General features: G+C 44.3%; 22 protein-coding genes and 1 other annotated feature. All 22 genes read left to right on the top strand.

Annotated features, from left to right (window positions below; genetic code table 11):
* Positions 1 to 143 precede the first annotated feature (143 nt).
* Positions 144 to 569, top strand: a complete 426-nt coding sequence (gene rplK / locus AC5W2J_RS16780; RefSeq protein ID WP_147419369.1) for a 50S ribosomal protein L11 — start codon at positions 144 to 146, stop codon at positions 567 to 569.
* Between the two features lie 120 nt (positions 570 to 689).
* Positions 690 to 1,391, top strand: coding sequence for a 50S ribosomal protein L1 (rplA, locus tag AC5W2J_RS16775; protein WP_496060610.1), 702 nt, complete (start codon positions 690 to 692; stop codon positions 1,389 to 1,391).
* 43 nt (positions 1,392 to 1,434) lie between these two features.
* Positions 1,435 to 1,587 (top strand) — a sequence feature (ribosomal protein L10 leader region).
* A 60-nt stretch (positions 1,588 to 1,647) separates the two neighbouring features.
* On the top strand, positions 1,648 to 2,148 hold the full coding sequence (gene rplJ / locus AC5W2J_RS16770) for a 50S ribosomal protein L10 (protein WP_496060609.1): 501 nt from the start codon (positions 1,648 to 1,650) through the stop codon (positions 2,146 to 2,148).
* 53 nt (positions 2,149 to 2,201) lie between these two features.
* Entirely contained in the window at positions 2,202 to 2,561 is a 360-nt protein-coding gene (gene rplL, locus AC5W2J_RS16765; RefSeq protein WP_496060608.1) for a 50S ribosomal protein L7/L12, read from the top strand.
* 168 nt (positions 2,562 to 2,729) lie between these two features.
* Entirely contained in the window at positions 2,730 to 3,329 is a 600-nt protein-coding gene (locus tag AC5W2J_RS16760; RefSeq protein ID WP_496060607.1) for a class I SAM-dependent methyltransferase, read from the top strand.
* A 380-nt stretch (positions 3,330 to 3,709) separates the two neighbouring features.
* Positions 3,710 to 7,249 (top strand): DNA-directed RNA polymerase subunit beta, encoded by a 3,540-nt coding sequence (gene rpoB, locus AC5W2J_RS16755; protein ID WP_496060606.1) that lies wholly within the window; start codon positions 3,710 to 3,712, stop codon positions 7,247 to 7,249.
* Positions 7,250 to 7,357: 108 nt separating this feature from the next.
* Complete coding sequence (gene rpoC / locus AC5W2J_RS16750) at positions 7,358 to 10,972, top strand: DNA-directed RNA polymerase subunit beta' (protein WP_496060605.1); 3,615 nt, start codon at positions 7,358 to 7,360, stop codon at positions 10,970 to 10,972.
* A 74-nt stretch (positions 10,973 to 11,046) separates the two neighbouring features.
* Complete coding sequence (locus AC5W2J_RS16745) at positions 11,047 to 11,295, top strand: 50S ribosomal protein L7ae-like protein (RefSeq protein WP_496060604.1); 249 nt, start codon at positions 11,047 to 11,049, stop codon at positions 11,293 to 11,295.
* A gap of 109 nt (positions 11,296 to 11,404) precedes the next feature.
* Positions 11,405 to 11,815 (top strand): 30S ribosomal protein S12, encoded by a 411-nt coding sequence (gene rpsL, locus AC5W2J_RS16740; protein ID WP_120194580.1) that lies wholly within the window; start codon positions 11,405 to 11,407, stop codon positions 11,813 to 11,815.
* Between the two features lie 42 nt (positions 11,816 to 11,857).
* On the top strand, positions 11,858 to 12,328 hold the full coding sequence (gene rpsG, locus AC5W2J_RS16735; RefSeq protein WP_120194581.1) for a 30S ribosomal protein S7: 471 nt from the start codon (positions 11,858 to 11,860) through the stop codon (positions 12,326 to 12,328).
* Positions 12,329 to 12,426: 98 nt separating this feature from the next.
* Positions 12,427 to 14,502: an elongation factor G gene (fusA, locus tag AC5W2J_RS16730; protein WP_496060603.1), complete on the top strand. Its 2,076-nt coding sequence runs from the start codon at positions 12,427 to 12,429 to the stop codon at positions 14,500 to 14,502.
* Between the two features lie 120 nt (positions 14,503 to 14,622).
* Positions 14,623 to 15,813 carry an elongation factor Tu gene (gene tuf, locus AC5W2J_RS16725; protein ID WP_496060602.1) on the top strand — a complete coding sequence of 397 codons (1,191 nt, stop codon included), beginning with the start codon at positions 14,623 to 14,625 and terminating at the stop codon, positions 15,811 to 15,813.
* A gap of 609 nt (positions 15,814 to 16,422) precedes the next feature.
* Complete coding sequence (rpsJ, locus tag AC5W2J_RS16720) at positions 16,423 to 16,731, top strand: 30S ribosomal protein S10 (protein WP_120194585.1); 309 nt, start codon at positions 16,423 to 16,425, stop codon at positions 16,729 to 16,731.
* Positions 16,732 to 16,771: 40 nt separating this feature from the next.
* Positions 16,772 to 17,404: a 50S ribosomal protein L3 gene (gene rplC, locus AC5W2J_RS16715; RefSeq protein ID WP_496060601.1), complete on the top strand. Its 633-nt coding sequence runs from the start codon at positions 16,772 to 16,774 to the stop codon at positions 17,402 to 17,404.
* Positions 17,405 to 17,430: 26 nt separating this feature from the next.
* Positions 17,431 to 18,054, top strand: coding sequence for a 50S ribosomal protein L4 (gene rplD, locus AC5W2J_RS16710; RefSeq protein ID WP_496060600.1), 624 nt, complete (start codon positions 17,431 to 17,433; stop codon positions 18,052 to 18,054).
* Entirely contained in the window at positions 18,051 to 18,341 is a 291-nt protein-coding gene (rplW, locus tag AC5W2J_RS16705; RefSeq protein ID WP_496060632.1) for a 50S ribosomal protein L23, read from the top strand. The genes rplD and rplW overlap by 4 nt, the downstream gene beginning before the upstream one ends.
* A gap of 26 nt (positions 18,342 to 18,367) precedes the next feature.
* Complete coding sequence (gene rplB / locus AC5W2J_RS16700) at positions 18,368 to 19,204, top strand: 50S ribosomal protein L2 (protein WP_496060599.1); 837 nt, start codon at positions 18,368 to 18,370, stop codon at positions 19,202 to 19,204.
* A 57-nt stretch (positions 19,205 to 19,261) separates the two neighbouring features.
* The gene (gene rpsS, locus AC5W2J_RS16695; RefSeq protein WP_496060598.1) at positions 19,262 to 19,540 is read left to right on the top strand and encodes a 30S ribosomal protein S19; all 279 of its coding nucleotides are present in this window, start codon (positions 19,262 to 19,264) and stop codon (positions 19,538 to 19,540) included.
* Between the two features lie 20 nt (positions 19,541 to 19,560).
* Positions 19,561 to 19,902, top strand: a complete 342-nt coding sequence (gene rplV / locus AC5W2J_RS16690) for a 50S ribosomal protein L22 (RefSeq protein ID WP_496060597.1) — start codon at positions 19,561 to 19,563, stop codon at positions 19,900 to 19,902.
* A gap of 3 nt (positions 19,903 to 19,905) precedes the next feature.
* Positions 19,906 to 20,565, top strand: a complete 660-nt coding sequence (rpsC, locus tag AC5W2J_RS16685) for a 30S ribosomal protein S3 (RefSeq protein WP_120194592.1) — start codon at positions 19,906 to 19,908, stop codon at positions 20,563 to 20,565.
* Between the two features lie 2 nt (positions 20,566 to 20,567).
* The gene (gene rplP, locus AC5W2J_RS16680) at positions 20,568 to 21,002 is read left to right on the top strand and encodes a 50S ribosomal protein L16 (RefSeq protein ID WP_496060596.1); all 435 of its coding nucleotides are present in this window, start codon (positions 20,568 to 20,570) and stop codon (positions 21,000 to 21,002) included.
* Positions 20,992 to 21,195: a 50S ribosomal protein L29 gene (gene rpmC, locus AC5W2J_RS16675; RefSeq protein ID WP_120194594.1), complete on the top strand. Its 204-nt coding sequence runs from the start codon at positions 20,992 to 20,994 to the stop codon at positions 21,193 to 21,195. Before rplP ends, rpmC begins: the two co-directional genes overlap by 11 nt.

Here is a 21,195-nt window from a genome sequence, read left to right as displayed (position 1 = left end):
TGCAGTTATTGACTACAGGTGGTAAGATTTTAATGTTTGGTAAGTATTTAAATTAAAATCGGCTGTAAAACAGCTGTTTTTTAAATGAGTGGGAGGACTTAAATGTCCGATGAACCACATCACGGACTAAGGAGGTGTGTCGCGTGGCTAAAAGAGTCGACAGAGTAGTTAAATTGCAAATTCCAGCTGGTAAAGCAAATCCAGCTCCGCCGGTAGGTCCAGCATTGGGTCAAGCAGGTGTGAATATTATGGGATTCTGTAAAGAGTTCAATGCTCGTACTCAGGACGAAGCTGGAATGATTATTCCGGTAGAAATCACTGTATATGAGGATCGTTCCTTTACATTTATTACGAAAACGCCGCCGGCTGCTATTTTGCTTAAAAAAGCAGCAGGAATCGAAAGTGGTTCTGGTGAACCGAATCGCAATAAAGTAGCAACGGTTAAGCGTGATCAAGTACGTGAAATCGCAGAAACGAAAATGCCCGATCTTAATGCTTCTGACGTAGATTCAGCGATGCTCATGATTGAGGGTACAGCTCGCAGCATGGGTATTACTGTAGAAGACTAAGAACTGACGATAGGCCTTGCGAAGGTTGCGACACTGTTGCCGGTATGGGACGGATAATGTTGCAACCTTTCATAGTGGGAGGTATAACCGCTAAAACCACAATCGAGGAGGAAAAATAAATTGGCTAAAAAAGGTAAAAAGTATCAAGACGCCATCAAGCTCGTTGACCGCGATCAGCAGTACAGCGCGGAGGAAGCAATCGAGCTTGTGAAAAAGACGTCCATTGCAAAATTCGATGAGACAGTAGAACTAGCTACTCGTCTTGGTGTAGACCCTCGTAAAAACGATCAGCAGATCCGCGGAGCAGTAGTCCTTCCACACGGAACGGGCAAGACGCAGCGCGTGCTTGTTTTTGCAAAAGGCGAAAAAGCTCAGGAAGCTGAAGCAGCAGGAGCAGATTTCGTTGGAGAAGATGATCTTGTTACTAAGATCCAGCAGGGATGGTTTGATTTTGACGTAGTTGTTGCTACTCCGGACATGATGGCACAGGTTGGTAAATTAGGACGTACGCTTGGACCAAAAGGTCTTATGCCAAACCCTAAAACTGGTACTGTAACAATGGACGTAACAAAAGCTATTGAAGAAATTAAAGCTGGTAAAGTGGAGTATCGCGTTGATAAATCCGGTAACATTCACGCACCAATCGGCAAAGTATCATTTGGTACAGAGCAGTTGGTCGAGAACCTGACTACGATTATTGACACGTTGATCAAAGCAAAGCCGGCAGCATCTAAAGGCACGTACGTAAAGAACGTAGCTGTTGCTTCTACAATGGGACCTGGTGTGAAAATCAGCAGGAGCACATTGAAAAACATCAGATAATGATTGACATTCGTCGTTATTGCCGCTATGCTAAGTAGCGTTATAAATATAACTGTATATGCCGCAGACAGCAGGAGCGATTCATTCGCTTAAAATATCCTGCCGAGGTGTTTTCTTCAATTTCATTCGAAATTGAATTATAGAGAACAAAGCCCTCCAGTCTGTGTTATGACGAAGGGGCTTTTTCTTATGGTATTTCCATAGGAAGTCTGGCTGTCATACATGTACGAAGATGAAAAAGCAGGAGGTGTAGCAGATGAGTAAAATGATTGAAAAGAAAGAAACGGTCGTTAATGAAATCGCTGAAAAGCTTGAAAGCAGTGTTTCAACTATCGTTGTCGATTACCGTGGGTTAAACGTTACGGAGGTTACTGAACTTCGCCAAAAGCTTCGTGAGGCTGGAGTAGATTTCAAAGTCTACAAAAACACGATGACGCGCCGTGCGACTGAAAAAACAAACCTTACTGACCTTGATGAGCATTTACTTGGCCCTACAGCCATTGCCACAAGCAAAGAAGATGTTATTGCACCGGCTAAAGTGTTGAGCAACTTCGCTAAAGATCATAATGCCCTGGAAATCAAAACGGGAATTATCGAAGGCCGTGTTGTTTCTCTTGAAGAAATTACGCAATTGGCTTCTCTTCCTTCCTACGATGGAATGGTATCTATGCTTCTTAGCGTACTTCAGGCTCCAATCCGCAACCTTGCTCTTGCAACAAAAGCAGTGGCAGAGCAAAAGGAAGAAAATGCATCGTAATCACCGAAAGGTGTCGTAACAAAAATACAAATTATATTGAAGGAGGATTAACAATGAGTAAAGAAACAATCATTGAAGAAGTAAAAGGAATGTCCGTTCTAGAACTAAACGACCTTGTAAAAGCAATCGAAGAAGAGTTTGGTGTAACAGCAGCAGCACCGGTAGCAGCAGGTGGCGGAGCAGCTGAAGTTGAAGAAGAGCAGACTGAATTCGACGTAATCCTTGAATCTCCAGGCGCTTCTAAAATCAACGTAATCAAAGTAGTCCGCGGACTTACTGGTCTTGGCTTGAAAGAAGCTAAAGCACTAGTTGATGGTGCTCCAGAAACAATCAAAGAAGGCGTAAGCAAAGAAGACGCTGAAGCAGTTAAAGCTCAGCTTGAAGAAGCTGGCGCAGCTGTAGAAGTTAAGTAATACCCAGAGACAAAGATAAAAGGAGTTTTCTCTGCTTAGCGCAGAGGAGGCTCCTTTTTTAACTTTCTGCTGAAACAGGTAATTAGTTGCCCAAATTCATGTAATTGATTATGATAAACTATACGCTATGTCATAAACCAGAATAAACGATAAAAATGGGGTGCAGCAGTGAGTGATCAATACTTTAAAGATCGGCCGCAGGTAAAAAGTGAAGAAATCACTATTACGAGTTACCTTCGGGGAGAAGAGAAAAAGTGGATCAGCGACCGAGGGGTATTTTCCCGAAAAGAAGTGGACTTCGGCACAAAAACCATGCTTGATGCTTTTGTATGGCCGGAAGCAGAAGGCAATCTGCTTGATATCGGATGCGGCTACGGCGTAGTTGGTATAACGCTTGCCGGGGAAACAGATCAAAACGTGTACCTGACTGATGTAAATGAGCGTGCGCTGGAGCTTGCCCGCAAAAATGCGGATAAGTACAGAGTAAATAATGTGCAGGTCCTGCAGAGTGATTTGTATCAAGAGCTGGAGACTCAGACTTTTGCTGCGATTTTAAGTAACCCTCCCATCCGTGCCGGGAAGAAAATCGTGCATGCGATTATCGAAGGGGGCTACAGCCGCCTAAAGGCCGGCGGTGAAATGTGGGTCGTTATCCAAAAGAAGCAAGGGGCGCCTTCGGCAAAAGAAAAAATGGAAGCTGTGTACGATGAAGTAGAATTAATAAAAAAAACTAAAGGCTATTACGTTCTCAAAGGAAAAAAATATTGACCTCTCTTGCTATTTGTGATATTATCATTTAATGCGTACATCTATATACTATGCTACAATGATCTAACGTAGATCAACTTCAATTTACTTCCACACGAGCCCTAAAAGAATAAAAACGTTAAGCATTCTTCGTTTCCCAGTTAATATAGTGGTTTTCCAAAAGAAACCATTATTTTTTGATGCGTGGAAATAGACACGGGCGCTTTCCATCCATCAGTGCACTACCAAATATTACTTAAACGAGTGATACCATATAAGACCTCTTGCCTTGGAATAGGGAACGGGTCTTCTATGTTTCTATAATATTTATCGCTAACCGACATGGGTCCATCATCTGGACAACCAGATGAACATTATGTGAGATTTGAGGGGTGAAGCAGTTGGCAGGTCAATTAATTCAATTTGGACGTCACCGCCAGAGAAGAAGCTATGCAAGAATCAATGAGGTACTGGAGCTTCCAAACCTTATCGAGATTCAAACTTCTTCCTATCAGTGGTTCCTTGATGTAGGAATCAGAGAGATGTTTCAGGATATCTCTCCAATTGAGGATTTCACTGGAAATCTGATTCTAGAATTCATCGATTACAGCTTAGGAGAACCTAAATATTCAATAGACGAGTCGAAAGAACGCGATGTAACTTACAACGCGCCGCTTCGTGTAAAGGTTCGCTTAATGAATAAAGAAACAGGCGAAGTAAAAGAACAAGAAGTATTTATGGGTGATTTCCCACTCATGACAGATACTGGTACGTTTATTATAAACGGGGCAGAGCGTGTTATTGTATCTCAGCTCGTTCGTTCCCCAAGCGTATATTATAACGAAAAAGTAGACAAAAACGGAAAGCGTGGCTATACGGCAACGGTTATTCCTAACCGCGGAGCATGGCTTGAACTGGAAACAGACGCTAAAGATATTGTCTACGTCCGTATTGACCGTACAAGAAAGATCCCAGTCACGGTTCTTCTTCGTGCGATTGGTTTTGGCTCCGACCAGGAGATTATAGATCTTCTGGGAGAAGACGAATACCTGCGCAACACGCTTGAAAAAGACAACACAGATGGCATTGATAAAGCGCTTTTGGAAATTTACGAGCGTCTTCGTCCTGGTGAGCCGCCTACTGTTGATAGTGCAAAAAGCCTGCTTAACACTCGTTTCTTCGATCCGAAGCGTTATGACCTCGCCAATGTAGGCCGTTATAAAATGAATAAAAAGCTTCACATTCAAAATAGATTATTTAACCAGCGCCTGGCGGAAACGCTGGCAGATCCGGAAACCGGCGAAATTATTGCTGAAGAAGGTGTTCTGCTTGATCGTCGTACGCTTGACCGCATTCTTCCTTACCTTGATAACGGCCTCGGCTTCAAGAAATTTTCTGTTGCCGGCGGTGTAATCGAGGACTCAGAGCTGGATGTGCAGTCCATTAAAATTTACTCTCCAACCGACCAGGAGCAGGAACAGGTAATTAACGTGATCAGCAACGGTAATATTGATACAAGCATTAAAAATATTACACCTGAAGATATCGTTGCTTCTATTAATCACTTCTTTAACCTGCTTCACAGAGTAGGAAGAACAGATGACATTGACCACTTAGGCAACAGACGTCTGCGTTCTGTAGGGGAGCTTCTTCAAAACCAATTCAGAATTGGTTTATCCCGTATGGAAAGAGTAGTACGGGAACGTATGTCTATTCAGGACCCAAGTGCGATTACGCCGCAGGCCCTTATTAACATTCGTCCTGTTATTGCATCCATTAAAGAGTTCTTCGGAAGTTCTCAGCTTTCCCAGTTTATGGATCAGACCAACCCTCTTGCAGAACTGACGCATAAGCGTCGTCTCTCTGCCTTAGGACCCGGCGGCCTGACAAGGGAACGTGCCGGCTTTGAAGTTCGTGACGTACATTACTCCCACTATGGAAGAATGTGTCCGATTGAAACGCCGGAAGGTCCAAACATCGGCTTGATCAACTCTTTATCCAGCTATGCCCGGGTAAACGAATTTGGATTTATTGAAACGGCCTACCGCCGCGTAGATCCGGAGACGGGCATTGTGACAGAACAGTGTGATTACCTGACAGCGGATGAAGAAGACAACTACGTTGTAGCACAGGCAAATGCAAAGCTTGCCGACGATGGACAATTTGCTGATGATAATATTATTGCCCGCTTCCGTGGAGAGAACACCATCGTGCCTAAAGCCAAAATTGATTACATGGACGTTTCACCAAAGCAGGTAGTATCTGCTGCGACCGCGTGTATTCCTTTCTTGGAAAACGATGACTCCAACCGTGCTCTTATGGGAGCAAACATGCAGAGGCAGGCAGTGCCGCTTCTTGAGCCGGAAGCCCCTATTGTCGGAACAGGCATGGAATATGTTTCGGCCCGTGACTCCGGAGCTGCAATCGTAGCCCGTACCAATGGTGTAGTTGAAAGAGTAACTGCCCGTGAAGTACAGCTGCGCAGAGTAGAGACGGTAGATGGAAAAGAAGTAAAAACAGACGTTGACCGCTATAAATTATCAAAATATATTCGTTCCAACCAGGGAACAAGCTATAACCAGCGCCCAATTGTAAGCGAAGGCGACGAGATTGAAAAAGGCGAAGTGCTTGCTGACGGCCCATCGATGGATAAAGGCGAAATGGCCCTTGGCCGTAACGTACTTGTAGGATTTATGACGTGGGACGGCTACAACTATGAGGATGCGATCATTTTGAGTGAGCGCCTTGTAAAAGATGACGTCTATACTTCTGTCCACATCGAGGAGTACGAATCAGAAGCGCGGGATACGAAGCTTGGACCTGAAGAAATTACCAGAGATATTCCTAACGTAAGTGAAGATGCTCTTAAAAATCTTGATGACCGCGGTATTATCCGTGTTGGTGCAGAAGTGAAAGATGGAGATATTCTTGTAGGTAAGGTAACACCTAAAGGTGTAACAGAACTTACGGCAGAAGAAAGACTTCTTCATGCTATCTTCGGGGAAAAAGCCCGTGAAGTGAGAGATACTTCCCTTCGAGTGCCACACGGTGCAGACGGTATCGTGCTGGATGTAAAAATATTTAACCGTGAAGACGGAGACGAACTGCCACCTGGTGTGAATCAGCTTGTACGTGCTTATATTGTACAAAAGCGGAAAATTCACGAAGGGGATAAAATGGCCGGACGTCACGGAAATAAAGGTGTTATTTCCCGTATACTTCCAGAAGAAGATATGCCGTATCTTCCAGATGGAACGCCTATAGATATTATGCTTAACCCGCTTGGTGTACCTTCCCGTATGAACATTGGACAGGTACTTGAACTTCACTTGGGAATGGCGGCCCGTGCTTTAAACATGCACGTGGCAACACCGGTATTTGATGGTGCCAACGAGGATGACGTATGGGAAACAATTGAAGAAGCCGGTATGGCAAGAGACGGAAAAACAGTTCTCTATGACGGCAGAACAGGTGAACCATTTGATAATCGTGTCTCCGTTGGTGTCAGCTATATGATCAAGCTTGCCCACATGGTAGATGACAAACTTCACGCTCGTTCTACAGGGCCGTATTCACTTGTAACGCAGCAGCCACTGGGCGGTAAAGCGCAGTTCGGCGGCCAGCGTTTTGGTGAGATGGAAGTATGGGCACTTGAAGCATATGGTGCAGCTTACACGCTTCAGGAAATTCTGACTGTTAAATCAGATGACGTAGTGGGACGTGTAAAAACGTATGAAGCTATCGTTAAAGGGGAAAACGTACCGGAACCGGGCGTACCTGAGTCCTTTAAAGTATTAATAAAAGAACTTCAAAGTCTGGGAATGGATGTCAAAATGCTTTCCAGCAATGAAGAAGAGATCGAATTGAGAGATCTTGACGATGAAGATGAACAATCTGGAGATAAGCTGAACTTGAAAATGGAATCCAGTGAAAATGCTTAAAGACGGTTTTAGTCAAGAGAACGGAAAAGAGCAAGGGTCTGTCCCGGCTCTTTTTCCTGCCTTTTTGCCTGCACCGCCATCCCATAGTTCGAAAGGGAGGTCTACCTCTTGATAGATGTGAATAATTTCGAGTACATGAAAATTGGTCTTGCCTCACCGAATAAGATCCGCTCCTGGTCCCGCGGCGAAGTAAAAAAGCCGGAAACAATTAACTATAGAACGTTAAAACCAGAAAAAGACGGCTTATTCTGTGAGCGTATTTTTGGTCCTCAAAAAGACTGGGAATGCCACTGTGGAAAATATAAGCGTGTCCGTTATAAAGGTGTTGTCTGTGACCGCTGTGGAGTGGAAGTAACACGTTCAAAAGTTCGCCGCGAGCGTATGGGCCACATTGAACTAGCAGCGCCTGTTTCACATATCTGGTACTTCAAAGGTATTCCGAGCCGTATGGGCCTTGTGCTTGATATGTCTCCGCGTTCACTTGAAGAAGTCATTTATTTTGCTTCCTATATTGTGACAGAACCTGGAGAAACATCGCTTGAATACAAGCAGCTTCTCTCTGAAAAAGAATATCGTGCCTACTACGATAAGTACGGCCGCGGCTTCTCTGCACAAATGGGCGCAGAAGCGATCCGCAAACTATTGATGGATATCGATATGGATAAAGAAGTAAAGCTTCTGAAAGAAGAGCTGGAAACAGCTCAGGGCCAGCGTCGTACTCGTGCAATCAAGCGCCTGGAAGTGCTTGAAGCATTCCGTCATTCCGGAAACGATCCGTTCTGGATGATCCTGGATGTACTTCCGGTTATCCCTCCAGAACTTCGTCCAATGGTTCAATTAGACGGCGGACGTTTTGCAACATCTGATTTAAATGACTTGTACCGCCGGGTTATCAACAGAAATAACCGTTTGAAGCGCCTGCTTGATTTAGGAGCTCCAAACATCATCGTTCAAAACGAAAAGAGAATGCTGCAGGAAGCAGTAGATGCTCTTATCGATAACGGGCGCCGTGGACGTCCGGTTACCGGTCCTGGTAACCGTCCATTAAAGTCCCTTTCCCACATGCTGAAAGGAAAGCAGGGACGCTTCCGTCAGAACCTTCTTGGTAAGCGTGTCGACTATTCCGGACGTTCTGTTATTGTGGTAGGGCCTGCATTGAAGATGTATCAGTGCGGACTTCCTAAAGAAATGGCATTGGAGCTTTTCAAGCCATTTGTTATGAAAGAGCTAGTAGGCCGCGGCCTTGCTCACAACATTAAGAGTGCCAAGCGCAAAGTGGAAAGAGTGCATCCTGAAGTATGGGACGTTCTTGAAGAAGTAATCCGCGAGCACCCTGTATTGTTAAACCGTGCTCCAACGCTTCACCGTCTTGGTATTCAGGCTTTTGAACCGATCCTTGTAGAAGGACGCGCTATCAAACTGCACCCGCTTGTATGTACAGCATATAATGCCGACTTTGACGGGGACCAGATGGCTGTACACGTACCCTTATCAGCAGAAGCGCAGGCAGAAGCAAGAATTCTTATGCTTGCCGCCCAGAACATTCTGAATCCAAAAGACGGAAAGCCCGTTGTTACTCCTTCCCAGGATATGGTATTAGGTAACTATTACCTTACGCTGGAAAGAAAAGGGGCTATTGGAGAGGGCACGATTTTCAACGATACCGATGAAGCTATTACCGCGTATCAGAATGGATATGTCCATCTTCATACAAGAGTGGCACTTCCTGTTTCTTCATTAACAAAAACCAATTTTGCTGAAGAACAGAGAAGCAAGCTTCTTCTTACGACAGTAGGTAAGCTGATTTTTAACGAAATTCTTCCTCTGTCATTCCCGTATATTAATGAGCCGACTGCTTCTAACCTTGAAGTAGCTACGCCGAACAAATATATTGTTTCAAAAACAACAGATATCAAAAAGGCCTTTGAAGAGCGCGACTTAGTTCTTCCATTTAAAAAAGGATTCCTTGGAGATATCATTGCAGAAGTATTTAAGAGATTCCAGATTATTGAAACATCCAAAATGCTCGACCGTATGAAAGACCTCGGTTTTGCTTATTCTACAAAAGCAGGTATCACTGTTGGTATCTCTGATATCGTTGTTCTTCCGGAAAAGCAGGTTATTCTGGACGAAGCGGACAGCAAAGTGGACCGTGTGATGCAGCAGTTCCGCCGTGGTTTGATTACCGAAGAAGAGCGTTATGCAAAAGTTATTGCTATATGGAGTGAAGCAAAAGATATTATCCAGAATAAGCTTATGGGTACATTGGACCGCTCCAACCCTATCTTTATGATGAGTGACTCTGGTGCCCGTGGTAACGCCTCAAACTTTACGCAGCTTGCTGGTATGCGTGGCTTGATGGCTAACCCGTCCGGCCGTATCATTGAACTTCCAATCAAGTCCAGTTTCCGTGAAGGCCTGACAGTGCTTGAGTACTTTATTTCCACACACGGTGCCCGTAAAGGTCTGGCCGATACGGCTCTTAAAACAGCCGACTCTGGTTACCTTACACGCCGTCTGGTGGATGTGGCTCAGGATGTTATCGTACGTGAGGACGACTGCGGCACAGATAAAGGTCTTGAAGTATTTGCCCTTCGCGAAGGAAATGAATTGATTGAAAACCTTCATGATAGAGTACTTGGACGTGTAGCCTTTAAAACAGTCCGTCATCCGGAAACACAGGATGTTATTGTGAAAAAAGGTGAGCAGATTAATGAAGAGCTTACTAAAGCAATCGATGAATCCGGTGTGGAAATAGTAACGATCCGCTCTGCCTTTACGTGTGATACTAGACACGGGGTATGTAAGAAGTGCTACGGTAAAAACCTTGCTACTGGTGCAGACGTAGAAGTGGGAGAAGCAGTAGGAATCATTGCTGCCCAATCCATCGGTGAGCCGGGTACACAGCTTACAATGCGTACGTTCCACACAGGTGGTGTAGCCGGAGACGATATCACGCAGGGTCTTCCGCGTATCCAGGAACTATTTGAAGCAAGAAACCCTAAAGGTCAGGCTCTTATCTCTGAACTTATTGGAGAAGTAGTTGACATTAAAGACCTTCAGGACAAAAAAGAAGTTACGATTAAAGGCGAAAAAGAAACAAGAACCTATACAACAGCTTACGGTGCCCGTTTGAAAGTGGGACTGGGAGATAAAGTAATAGCCGGCTTCCCGCTGACTGAAGGTTCTATTGACCCTAAAGAACTTCTAAAAGTAACAGGCCTGCAGGAAGTACAGGAATACCTTCTAAAAGAAGTACAGAAAGTATACCGTATGCAGGGTGTAGAAATTGGAGACAAGCACGTAGAGGTAATGGTCCGCCAAATGCTTCGTAAAGTGCGTGTTGTTGATTCCGGTGACACAACTGTTCTTCCAGGAAGCCTTGTAGAAATTCACGCATTTGATCATGCAAATGAACAGGTGCTTGAAGACAACAAAATGCCTGCAGTTGGTAATCCGGTTATTCTCGGTATTACTAAAGCATCTCTCGAAACAGAATCTTTCCTTTCTGCAGCTTCGTTCCAGGAAACAACAAGAGTCCTGACTGATGCAGCGATTAAAGGAAAAAGAGATGAACTGCTCGGCCTGAAGGAAAATGTTATTATAGGTAAACTTGTTCCGGCAGGTACAGGAATGCATCGTTACCGTAATTTAAAGAGTGTCTATCCCGGTGCTTCAGCACCCGCTGAAACACCGAAAGAACAGGTTTTAACTAAAGAATAATAGGTGTTGACATCTCATTTTAGCGGTGATATGCTATCAAAGTGTGCTTGGCAACCTGTGCTTTGGAGGATAAAATGTCTTATGAAAAAGTAAAGCAGGCGGAAGATGTTCTTATAGGAACAAAACAGACGCTTAAAGCTCTTGAATCGAACATTGCTTTGGAAATTGTTTTAGCAGAAGATGCTGATCCGGTGATCAAAAGCCGAATTTTGCAGCATGCTGAAAGCAAAGAGGTATCGGTTCAAACAGTAGAATCAATGAAGCAGCTTGGAAAAGCCTGCGGCATTGATGTCGGAGCAGCCGTAGTAACATTAAAAAAGTAATAGGGTTTTTGCTGGAAGGCTTGGTCTTCCGGCAAAAACTTTCCTTTTGCTTTAAAATGAACCACCTGGAACGGTGGTCTTAAAAAAGCTATGGAAAGGAGGAAAAACATTGCCTACTATTAATCAATTAGTACGTAAAGGACGTCAAGTTAAAGGAAGAAAGTCTGACTCTCCTGCATTGAACAAAGGCTTTAACAGCTATAAAAAGTTCCAGACAGACCAGTCTTCTCCCCAGAAACGTGGAGTTTGTACTCGTGTAGGAACAATGACACCAAAGAAGCCGAACTCAGCACTTCGTAAATATGCTCGTGTGCGCTTGACTAACCAGATTGAGGTAACAGCCTACATTCCTGGTATCGGGCACAACCTGCAGGAGCACAGTGTGGTTCTTATTCGCGGAGGCCGTGTAAAAGACCTTCCGGGTGTGCGTTATCACATTGTTCGTGGAGCGCTTGATACAGCAGGAGTTCAAAACAGAAAGCAAAGCCGTTCTAAATACGGTACGAAGCGTTCGAAGTAATACAAACAAAAATATGATTTCTTTTTGAAAGGAGGAATTCACATGCCTCGTAAAGGACCAGTCCCACGCAGGGATGTACTGCCAGACCCAATTTACAAATCCAAGCTAATCACGCGTCTTATAAACCGCATTATGCTTGAAGGTAAAAAAGGAAAAGCTCAAAACATTTTGTATAATGCTTTTGACCTTATCCGTGAGCGTTCTGGACAGGATCCAATGGAAGTATTTGATCAAGCAATGAAAAACGTTATGCCGGTATTGGAAGTTAAAGCCCGCCGCGTTGGGGGAGCAAACTATCAGGTGCCGATCGAAGTAAAGCCTGAGCGCCGTACTACTCTTGCTCTACGTTGGGTCGTAAGCTACGCTAGACTCCGCGGAGAAAAGACAATGGAAGAGCGCCTTGCTAATGAAATTCTTGATGCTTCAAACAACACTGGATCAGCAGTGAAGAAGCGTGAAGATGTACACCGCATGGCTGAAGCGAACAAAGCTTTCGCTCACTATCGCTGGTAGAATGGTTATCCCTGCCTGTGAAAACAGGCAGTTATGGATTACCATAGAATGACAAACCCTTTTATAAATAAGGAAAGAAGAAAGGAGAAAGAGAGTCCATGCCAAGAGAGTTCTCCTTAGATAAAACTCGTAATATCGGTATCATGGCTCACATTGACGCTGGTAAGACTACGGCAACAGAACGTATTCTTTACTATACCGGACGTATTCATAAAATTGGCGAAACGCACGAAGGTGCATCGCAAATGGACTGGATGGCACAAGAGCAGGAGCGTGGAATTACAATCACCTCTGCTGCAACAACTGCCCAGTGGAAAGACCATAGAATTAATATTATTGATACACCAGGTCACGTGGATTTTACCGTGGAAGTGGAACGGTCCCTTCGTGTACTTGATGGAGCAGTAGCCGTACTTGACGCACAGTCAGGTGTGGAGCCGCAGACAGAAACTGTTTGGCGCCAGGCTACAACTTATCATGTACCGCGTATCGTTTTCATTAACAAAATGGATAAAATCGGTGCTGACTTTATTTACTCCTTGGGAACGTTGAAAGATCGCCTTGGTGCTAACGCCCATGCTGTTCAACTTCCAATTGGTGCAGAAGATGATTTTGAAGGCATTATTGATCTAATCAATATGGAAGCTTTCTTTTATCTAGATGACCTTGGTACTCGTACAGAAGCAAGAGAAATTCCTGAAGAGTACAAAGCACAGGCTGAAGAATACCACGAAAAATTAGTTGAAGCTGTATCAGAGCTTGATGAAGACCTAACAATGAAGTACCTTGAAGGGGAAGCATTAACTCCAGCTGAACTAAAAGAGGGTATCCGTAAGGGTACGCTTAACGTTGAATTCTATCCGGTTCTTTGCGGATCTGCTTTTAAAAACAAAGGTGTACAGCTTATGATTGATTCAGTCATAGACTACCTTCCGTCCCCGCTTGACGTGCCTGCTATCAAAGGTATCCTTCCGGATACTGAAGAAGAAGTAGAACGTCCAGCTGACGATAATGGCCCGTTTGCTGCACTTGCATTTAAAGTAGCAACAGACCCTTATGTTGGTAAGCTTACTTTCTTCCGCGTATATTCCGGTACACTTGATTCTGGTTCTTATGTTCGTAACACAACGAAAGAAAAGCGTGAGCGCGTTGGACGTATCCTTCAAATGCACGCTAACTCCAGAGAAGAGATTGCAACCGTATATGCAGGAGACATTGCTGCGGGTGTTGGTTTAAAAGATACTTCAACAGGGGATACGCTTTGTGATGACAAGAGTCGCGTTATTCTTGAATCCATGGACTTCCCTGAGCCGGTTATCTCTCTTTCTGTAGAGCCTAAGTCAAAAGCAGACCATGATAAAATGGGTATTGCTCTTGCCAAGCTTGCTGAAGAAGATCCAACATTCCAGACAGAAACAGACGAAGAAACGGGACAGACAATTATCAAAGGTATGGGTGAACTTCACCTTGATATCATCGTGGACCGGATGAAGCGCGAATTTAAGGTAGAGGCCACTGTTGGTGCGCCGCAGGTATCTTATCGTGAAACAATCCGTACCGATGCTAAATGTGAAGGTAAATTCGTACGTCAGTCCGGTGGACGCGGTCAGTACGGCCACGTATGGGTCGAGTTTGGTCCAAACGAAGAAGGTGCCGGATTTGAATTTACAAATGCTGTCGTTGGTGGATCTGTTCCCCGCGAATACATCGCTTCCGTTGAGCAGGGGATCAAAGAATCTCTTCAAAACGGACTTGTAGCAGGTTATCCTGTTATTGATGTAAAAGCAAAGCTGTATGATGGTTCTTACCACGATGTTGACTCTAACGAGATGGCATTTAAGGTAGCTGCATCTATGGCATTTAAGAAAGCAAAGGAAAAATGTTCACCAGTACTGCTTGAGCCTCTAATGAAGGTTGAAGTCGTTGTTCCAGAAGAGTATATGGGCGACGTAATGGGTGACATCACTTCCCGCCGTGGACGTGTAGACGGCATGGAAGCACGCGCTAATACACAAGCTATTAGAGCTTATGTACCGCTTGCTGAGATGTTCGGCTATGCCACAAACCTTCGTTCAAACACTCAGGGACGTGGAAACTACAGCATGTTCTTCGATCATTACGAAGAAGTTCCTAAGAGTGTTTCCGAAGAAATCATCAAGAAAAACGTTGGCTAAAATGCTTTTCTGATGATTGTTTGGTAGAATATTTTACTGTAAGCTAAAAGGTGATGACAGCACGATGCGCATTGCCTTTTATAATAAATTAAATGACCTGATTTAAGGAGGAATTTCATAATGGGAAAAGAAAAATTCGACCGTTCAAAAGCGCATGCCAATATCGGAACTATCGGGCATGTTGACCACGGTAAAACAACATTAACTGCAGCAATCACAACAGTTCTTCACAAGAAATCCGGTAAAGGTACAGCCATGGCTTATGATGCTATCGATGGTGCTCCTGAAGAGCGCGAGCGCGGTATCACAATTTCCACGGCACACGTAGAGTACGAAACTGAAACTCGTCACTACGCACACGTGGATTGCCCAGGACACGCCGACTATGTTAAAAACATGATCACAGGTGCTGCACAGATGGATGGAGCTATCCTAGTTGTATCCGCAGCTGATGGCCCAATGCCACAGACTCGTGAGCACATCCTTCTTTCCCGTCAAGTAGGTGTACCAACTATGGTTGTTTTCTTAAACAAAGTAGATATGGTAGACGACGAGGAGCTTCTTGAGCTTGTTGAGATGGAAGTCCGCGACCTTCTTACAGAGTATGACTTCCCAGGTGATGATATTCCAATCATCAGCGGTTCTGCTCTTAAAGCACTTGAAGGAGTAGAAGAGTACGAAGAGAAAATCATCGAGCTTATGCAAGCTGTAGATGATTATATCCCAACTCCAGAGCGTGACAAAGACAAGCCATTCATGATGCCTGTTGAGGATGTATTCTCTATCACTGGACGCGGAACAGTAGCAACTGGCCGTGTTGAGCGTGGAGTTCTTAACGTAGGGGATGAAGTTGAAATCATCGGTATCGATGAGACAGCTAGAAAAACAACTGTAACTGGTGTTGAAATGTTCCGTAAGCTTCTTGACTATGCAGAAGCAGGCGACAACATTGGCGCACTTCTTCGTGGTGTAAGCCGCGACGACATCAAGCGTGGACAAGTACTTGCTAAGCCCGGTACAATCACTCCACACACAAACTTCAAAGCTGAAGTTTATGTTCTATCAAAAGAAGAAGGTGGACGTCACACTCCATTCTTCACTAACTATCGTCCACAGTTCTATTTCCGTACAACGGACGTTACTGGTATCTGCCATCTTCCAGAAGGCGTAGAAATGGTTATGCCTGGCGATAACGTTGAAATGACTGTAGAGCTTATTTCTCCAATCGCTATCGAAGAAGGTACAAAGTTCTCTATCCGTGAGGGTGGACGTACTGTTGGTGCCGGTGTTGTAGCAACAATCCAGAAGTAATAACTTATGAACTCCCCGGCTGTCTCAGCTGGGGAGTTTTTTGTTTTTCATCTCTCAGCATATTTTTGGAGAAGGCGAAAAAGAAGGGTAGATAAAGAAAAATTAAAGTATATAGCAAAATCGCTGTCCGGCAGCCTGGCCTTTAACCTGTGCTGTTCATGATGGAACTACTATACTAGAATGGCGGCCTGATTTCGTTTTAGCCCGTTCCCGGCTTCACTCAAGCCTTCTCAAGCAGTGAGTGCGATGAAAGCTGCCGATCAGTATGCTTCTGAGTATAAAAAGACGAGCTGATTAATAGAGCAACAGCAGAAGGCGTAAGCTTTCTGCTGTTTTTTTGCTTCGCCGGTTTTCTTGTTTCTTCTATTGTATAGCTGCAGTACAGCAAATAATTTTTTATCAAAAAACCCTTGCAATAAGTAGAACAAGTCCTTATAATAGATAAAGTGTGACCGCGGCCTGTAGAGAGTACGATAAGTATTCTTATGCGGCGGTTAAGGCGATGATGTGAAAGGTTACCGACACGCCAGGCCCCTTTGCCATGGCTGGGTGTTGGAAAATTTTCATGGAGTATGTCTGTACAAATTCGGGCGAAAAGGAGGGCTCAGCATGGCAAAAGAAAAGATTCGTATTCGTTTAAAGGCTTATGACCACCGTGTTTTAGATCAATCAGCAGAAAAGATCGTTGATACAGCGAAAAGATCAGGTGCAGGAATTTCCGGACCTATCCCGCTTCCTACTGAAAAATCTATCTACACAGTACTTCGTGCAACGCACAAGTATAAGGATGCACGTGAGCAGTTTGAAATGCGCACACATAAGCGTTTAATTGATATTGTAAGTCCAACACCACAGACGGTAGATGCGCTTATGCGTCTTGATTTACCATCCGGTGTCGACATTGAAATCAAATTATAATCAAAAATAAAAATATAAACTAATATAGGAGGTGTGACTGATGGCCAAAGGAATCTTGGGAAGAAAAGTAGGAATGACTCAATTGTTCAGTGAAAATGGAGAACTTGTACCGGTCACAGTTATCGAAGCAGCGCCGAACGTAGTGCTTCAAACAAAAACATCTGAATCGGATGGTTATGAAGCAGTTCAGCTGGGCTTTTTTGACAAAAAAGAATCACGCTCTAACAAACCGGAAAAAGGGAATGCCGCTAAAGCTGATACAAAGCCCAAGCGCTACGTTAAAGAGATCCTTGATGTTACATTAGAGGATTACACTGTTGGTCAGGAAGTCAAAGTTGACTCGTTCGCTGACGGAGATATCGTAGACGTGACAGGAACTTCAAAAGGTAAAGGATTCCAGGGTGCTATCAAGCGCCATAACCAATCCCGCGGACCTATGTCCCACGGTTCTCGTTATCACCGTCGTCCAGGTTCAATGGGTCCAACTGACCCGAACCACGTATTGAAGGGTAAAAAGCTTCCAGGACGTATGGGTGGCAAAAAAGTAACAGTTCAAAACCTTGAAATCGTAAAAGTGGATGCAGAACGCAACTTAATCCTCGTGAAGGGCAATGTGCCTGGACCAAATAAAAATCTTGTTACCATCAAATCTGCTGTTAAAGCAGCGAAATAAAAGTCACCAAGGAAGGAGGCCCTACTATGCCTAAAGTAGACGTATTGAATCAATCCGGATCGAAAGTCGGAGATGTAGAACTAGCCGAAGGGATTTTCGGCATTGAACCAAACCAGCATGTTCTTCATGAAGCAGTCGTGATGCAGCAAGCATCTATGCGTCAGGGAACACATGCTGTAAAGAACCGCTCTGACAGACGAGGCGGCGGTCGTAAGCCGTGGCGTCAAAAAGGAACAGGACGCGCGCGTCAAGGTACTATCCGTGCACCACAATGGGTAGGCGGCGGTGTCGTTTTTGGACCAACACCTAGAAGTTATGCTTATAAGCTTCCAAAGAAAGTACGCAGACTTGCTATCAAATCTGCTCTTTCCACTAGAGCAAAGGACGGGGACATCGTTGTTCTTGATAACCTTTCTTTAGAAGCACCAAAGACAAAAGAAATGATGACTGTACTATCAAGCCTTTCTGTTGATCGGAAAGCGTTAGTAGTAACAGCTGATTATAATGAGCAAGTAGCATTATCCATTGGAAACATTCCTGGAATCACCTTTGCAACTGTTAAAGACGTGAACGTACTTGAAGTGCTTAAGCACGACAAGCTCGTAATCACGAAAGAAGCGGTAGAAAAGGTAGAGGAGGTGCTCGCATAATGGAAGCACGCGACATTATTAAAAACCCCGTAATCACTGAACGTACTGCTGAATTAATGGAATTAAGACAGTATACTTTTGAAGTGAATGTAAAAGCTAACAAGATACAGATCAAAAAAGCTATCGAAGAAATTTTTGGAGTAAAAGTATCTAGAGTTAATACAATGAACTATAAAGGGAAATTCCGTCGTTTTGGCCGTTATACAGGATTTAAGCCTAACCGTAAAAAGGCGATAATCACGCTAACTGAAGATAGCCAGGAAATTGAGTTTTTCGAAGGAGCATAATTGCTAAGTAAAGGAGGGAAATAAGCATGCCTATTAAAAAGTTTAAGCCGATTACTAACGGTATTCGTCACATGACTGTAAGTGATTTCGGTGAAATAACAACAGACAAGCCGGAAAAATCTTTGACTGCACCACTTTATAAGAAAGCTGGTAGAAACAACCACGGCCGCATTACTATGCGTCACCAGGGTGGCGGACACAAGCGCCAATACCGCATTATTGATTTTAAGCGTGAAAAGGACGGAGTTCCAGGTAAAGTCGCTACTGTAGAGTACGATCCAAACCGTTCCGCAAACATCGCCCTCATCCATTACGTAGATGGAGAAAAGCGTTATATCCTTGCACCTAAAGGAATCAAAGTAGGACAGATGATCGAATCTGGTTCTGAAGCTGATATCAAAGTTGGGAACGCACTTCCATTGGTAAACATTCCAGTTGGTACAATCATTCACAACATTGAGCTGAAGCCAGGACGCGGAGGACAGCTTGTCCGTTCTGCTGGAGCAGAAGCACAGATTCTTGGTAAAGAAGGCAAATACGTTCTTGTTCGTCTTAGATCAGGCGAAACACGCCTTATCCTTGCTACCTGCCGTGCAACGATAGGACAAGTAGGAAACGTTGAGCACGAGCTTATCAGCATTGGTAAAGCCGGACGCTCCCGTTGGTTGAACAGACGTCCAACTGTACGTGGTTCCGCAATGAACCCAAGTGATCACCCACACGGTGGTGGTGAAGGCCGCGCTCCAATCGGACGTGTTGCACCAGTATCTCCATGGGGTACACCGGCACTTGGTTACAAAACACGCAAGAAAAACAAAGACACTGATAAATATATCGTTCGTCGCCGTCGCAACAAAAAATAATCGTGTTGTTCTGCGGTTCGTTGGAATCGCAGCGCAATTGCGAAGGGAGGTACTCTCATGAGCAGAAGTTTGAAAAAAGGACCTTTCATTGATGATCATTTGATGAAAAAAGTCGAAGCACTTAATGAAACAGATGATAAAAAGGTAATCAGAACCTGGTCCAGACGTTCTACTATCTTTCCAAATTTCGTAGGCCATACTATTGCAGTCTATGACGGACGCAAGCACGTTCCGGTTTACGTTCAGGAAGATATGGTCGGTCATAAGCTTGGTGAGTTCGCGCCAACAAGAACATTTAAAGGTCACAGACAAGATGACAAGAAGACAAGACGCTAATAAGAGGGGAGGTTCTTTAAATGCAAGCTAAAGCAGTTGCTAAACAAATTCGCATTGCCCCTCGTAAGGCACGGTTAGTCATTGACCTCATTCGGGGCAAAAAGGCTGGAGAGGCCATTGGTATCCTTAAAAATACTACTAAAGGCGCTTCGCCAATTGTCGAAAAAGTACTAAATTCTGCCATCGCAAACGCAGAACACAACTACGAGCTGGAGCCGGAAGATCTTTACATCACGGAAGCATTCGTTGATGAAGGCGTAACGCTGAAAAGATTTCGTCCGCGCGCACAAGGCCGTGCAACTAGAATCAACAAAAGAACAAGCCACATCACAATCGTGGTAGCAGAAAAGAAGGAGGGATAACACGTGGGTCAAAAAGTTAATCCTATAGGACTACGCGTTGGTGTCATTCGTGACTGGGATTCTAAATGGTACGCCGAAAAAGAATATGCAACCCTTTTACACGAAGACATTAAAGTGCGTGAGTACATTGAAAATAGACTAAAAGAAGCTTCTGTTTCTAAAATTGAAATTGAACGCGCAGCAAAGCGTGTAAACATTACGATTCACACTGCTAAGCCAGGTATGGTTATTGGTAAGGGTGGTTCTGAAGTGGAATCCCTTCGTAAAAACCTTAACAATCTAACTGGTAAAAGAGTTCATATCAACATCGCTGAAATTAAGCAGGCAGATATGGACGCTCGTCTTGTAGCAGAGAACATCGCTCGTCAATTGGAAAACCGTGTTTCTTTCCGTCGTGCAATGAAGCAAACAATTCAACGCACAATGCGCGCAGGCGCGAAAGGGATCAAAACACAGGTATCCGGACGTCTTGGCGGCGCTGATATCGCTCGTGATGAAAGCTATAACGAAGGAACGGTTCCTCTTCACACACTACGTGCCGACATTGATTACGGTACAGCGGAAGCAGATACAACCTACGGCAAGCTCGGAGTTAAGATCTGGATCTACCGTGGAGAAGTCCTTCCAACGAAAGGTACGAAAAAACAGGAAGGGGGCAATTAATAATGTTGTTACCAAAACGTGTTAAATATCGTCGCGAACATCGCGGCAAAATGAGAGGCCGTGCAAAAGGCGGCACAGAAGTAACATTTGGTGAATACGGTCTTCAGGCTATCGAAGCTTCCTGGATCACAAACCGCCAAATTGAATCAGCTCGTATTGCAATGACTCGTCACATGAAGCGTGGCGGTAAGGTTTGGATTAAAATCTTTCCAGATAAACCTTACACAGCTAAGCCTCTAGAAGTTCGGATGGGTTCCGGTAAAGGTGCTCCTGAAGGATGGGTAGCAGTTGTAAAACCAGGAAAAATTATGTTTGAAATCGCAGGTGTTTCTGAAGAGGTAGCTCGTGAAGCACTTAGACTTGCGTCTCATAAACTTCCAATCAAAACGAAGTTTGTTAAGCGCGAAGAATTGGGTGGTGAGGCAAATGAAAGTTAATGAATTCAGAAACTTAACCACAGCAGAAGTGGAAGCACAGACTGTTTCGTTAAAAGAAGAGTTGTTTAATCTTCGTTTCCAACTGGCGACTGGTCAGCTTGAAAATCCAGGTCGCATTCGCAATGTTCGTAAAGACATCGCTCGTGCCAAAACCGTTTTACGTGAACGTGAACTCGGTATAAATAAAGGTTAA

Source organism: Sinobaca sp. SA16-1 (assembly GCF_059510515.1).
Note: the sequence above shows the minus strand (reverse complement) of the source record. Positions and strands in the feature narration are given on the sequence as shown.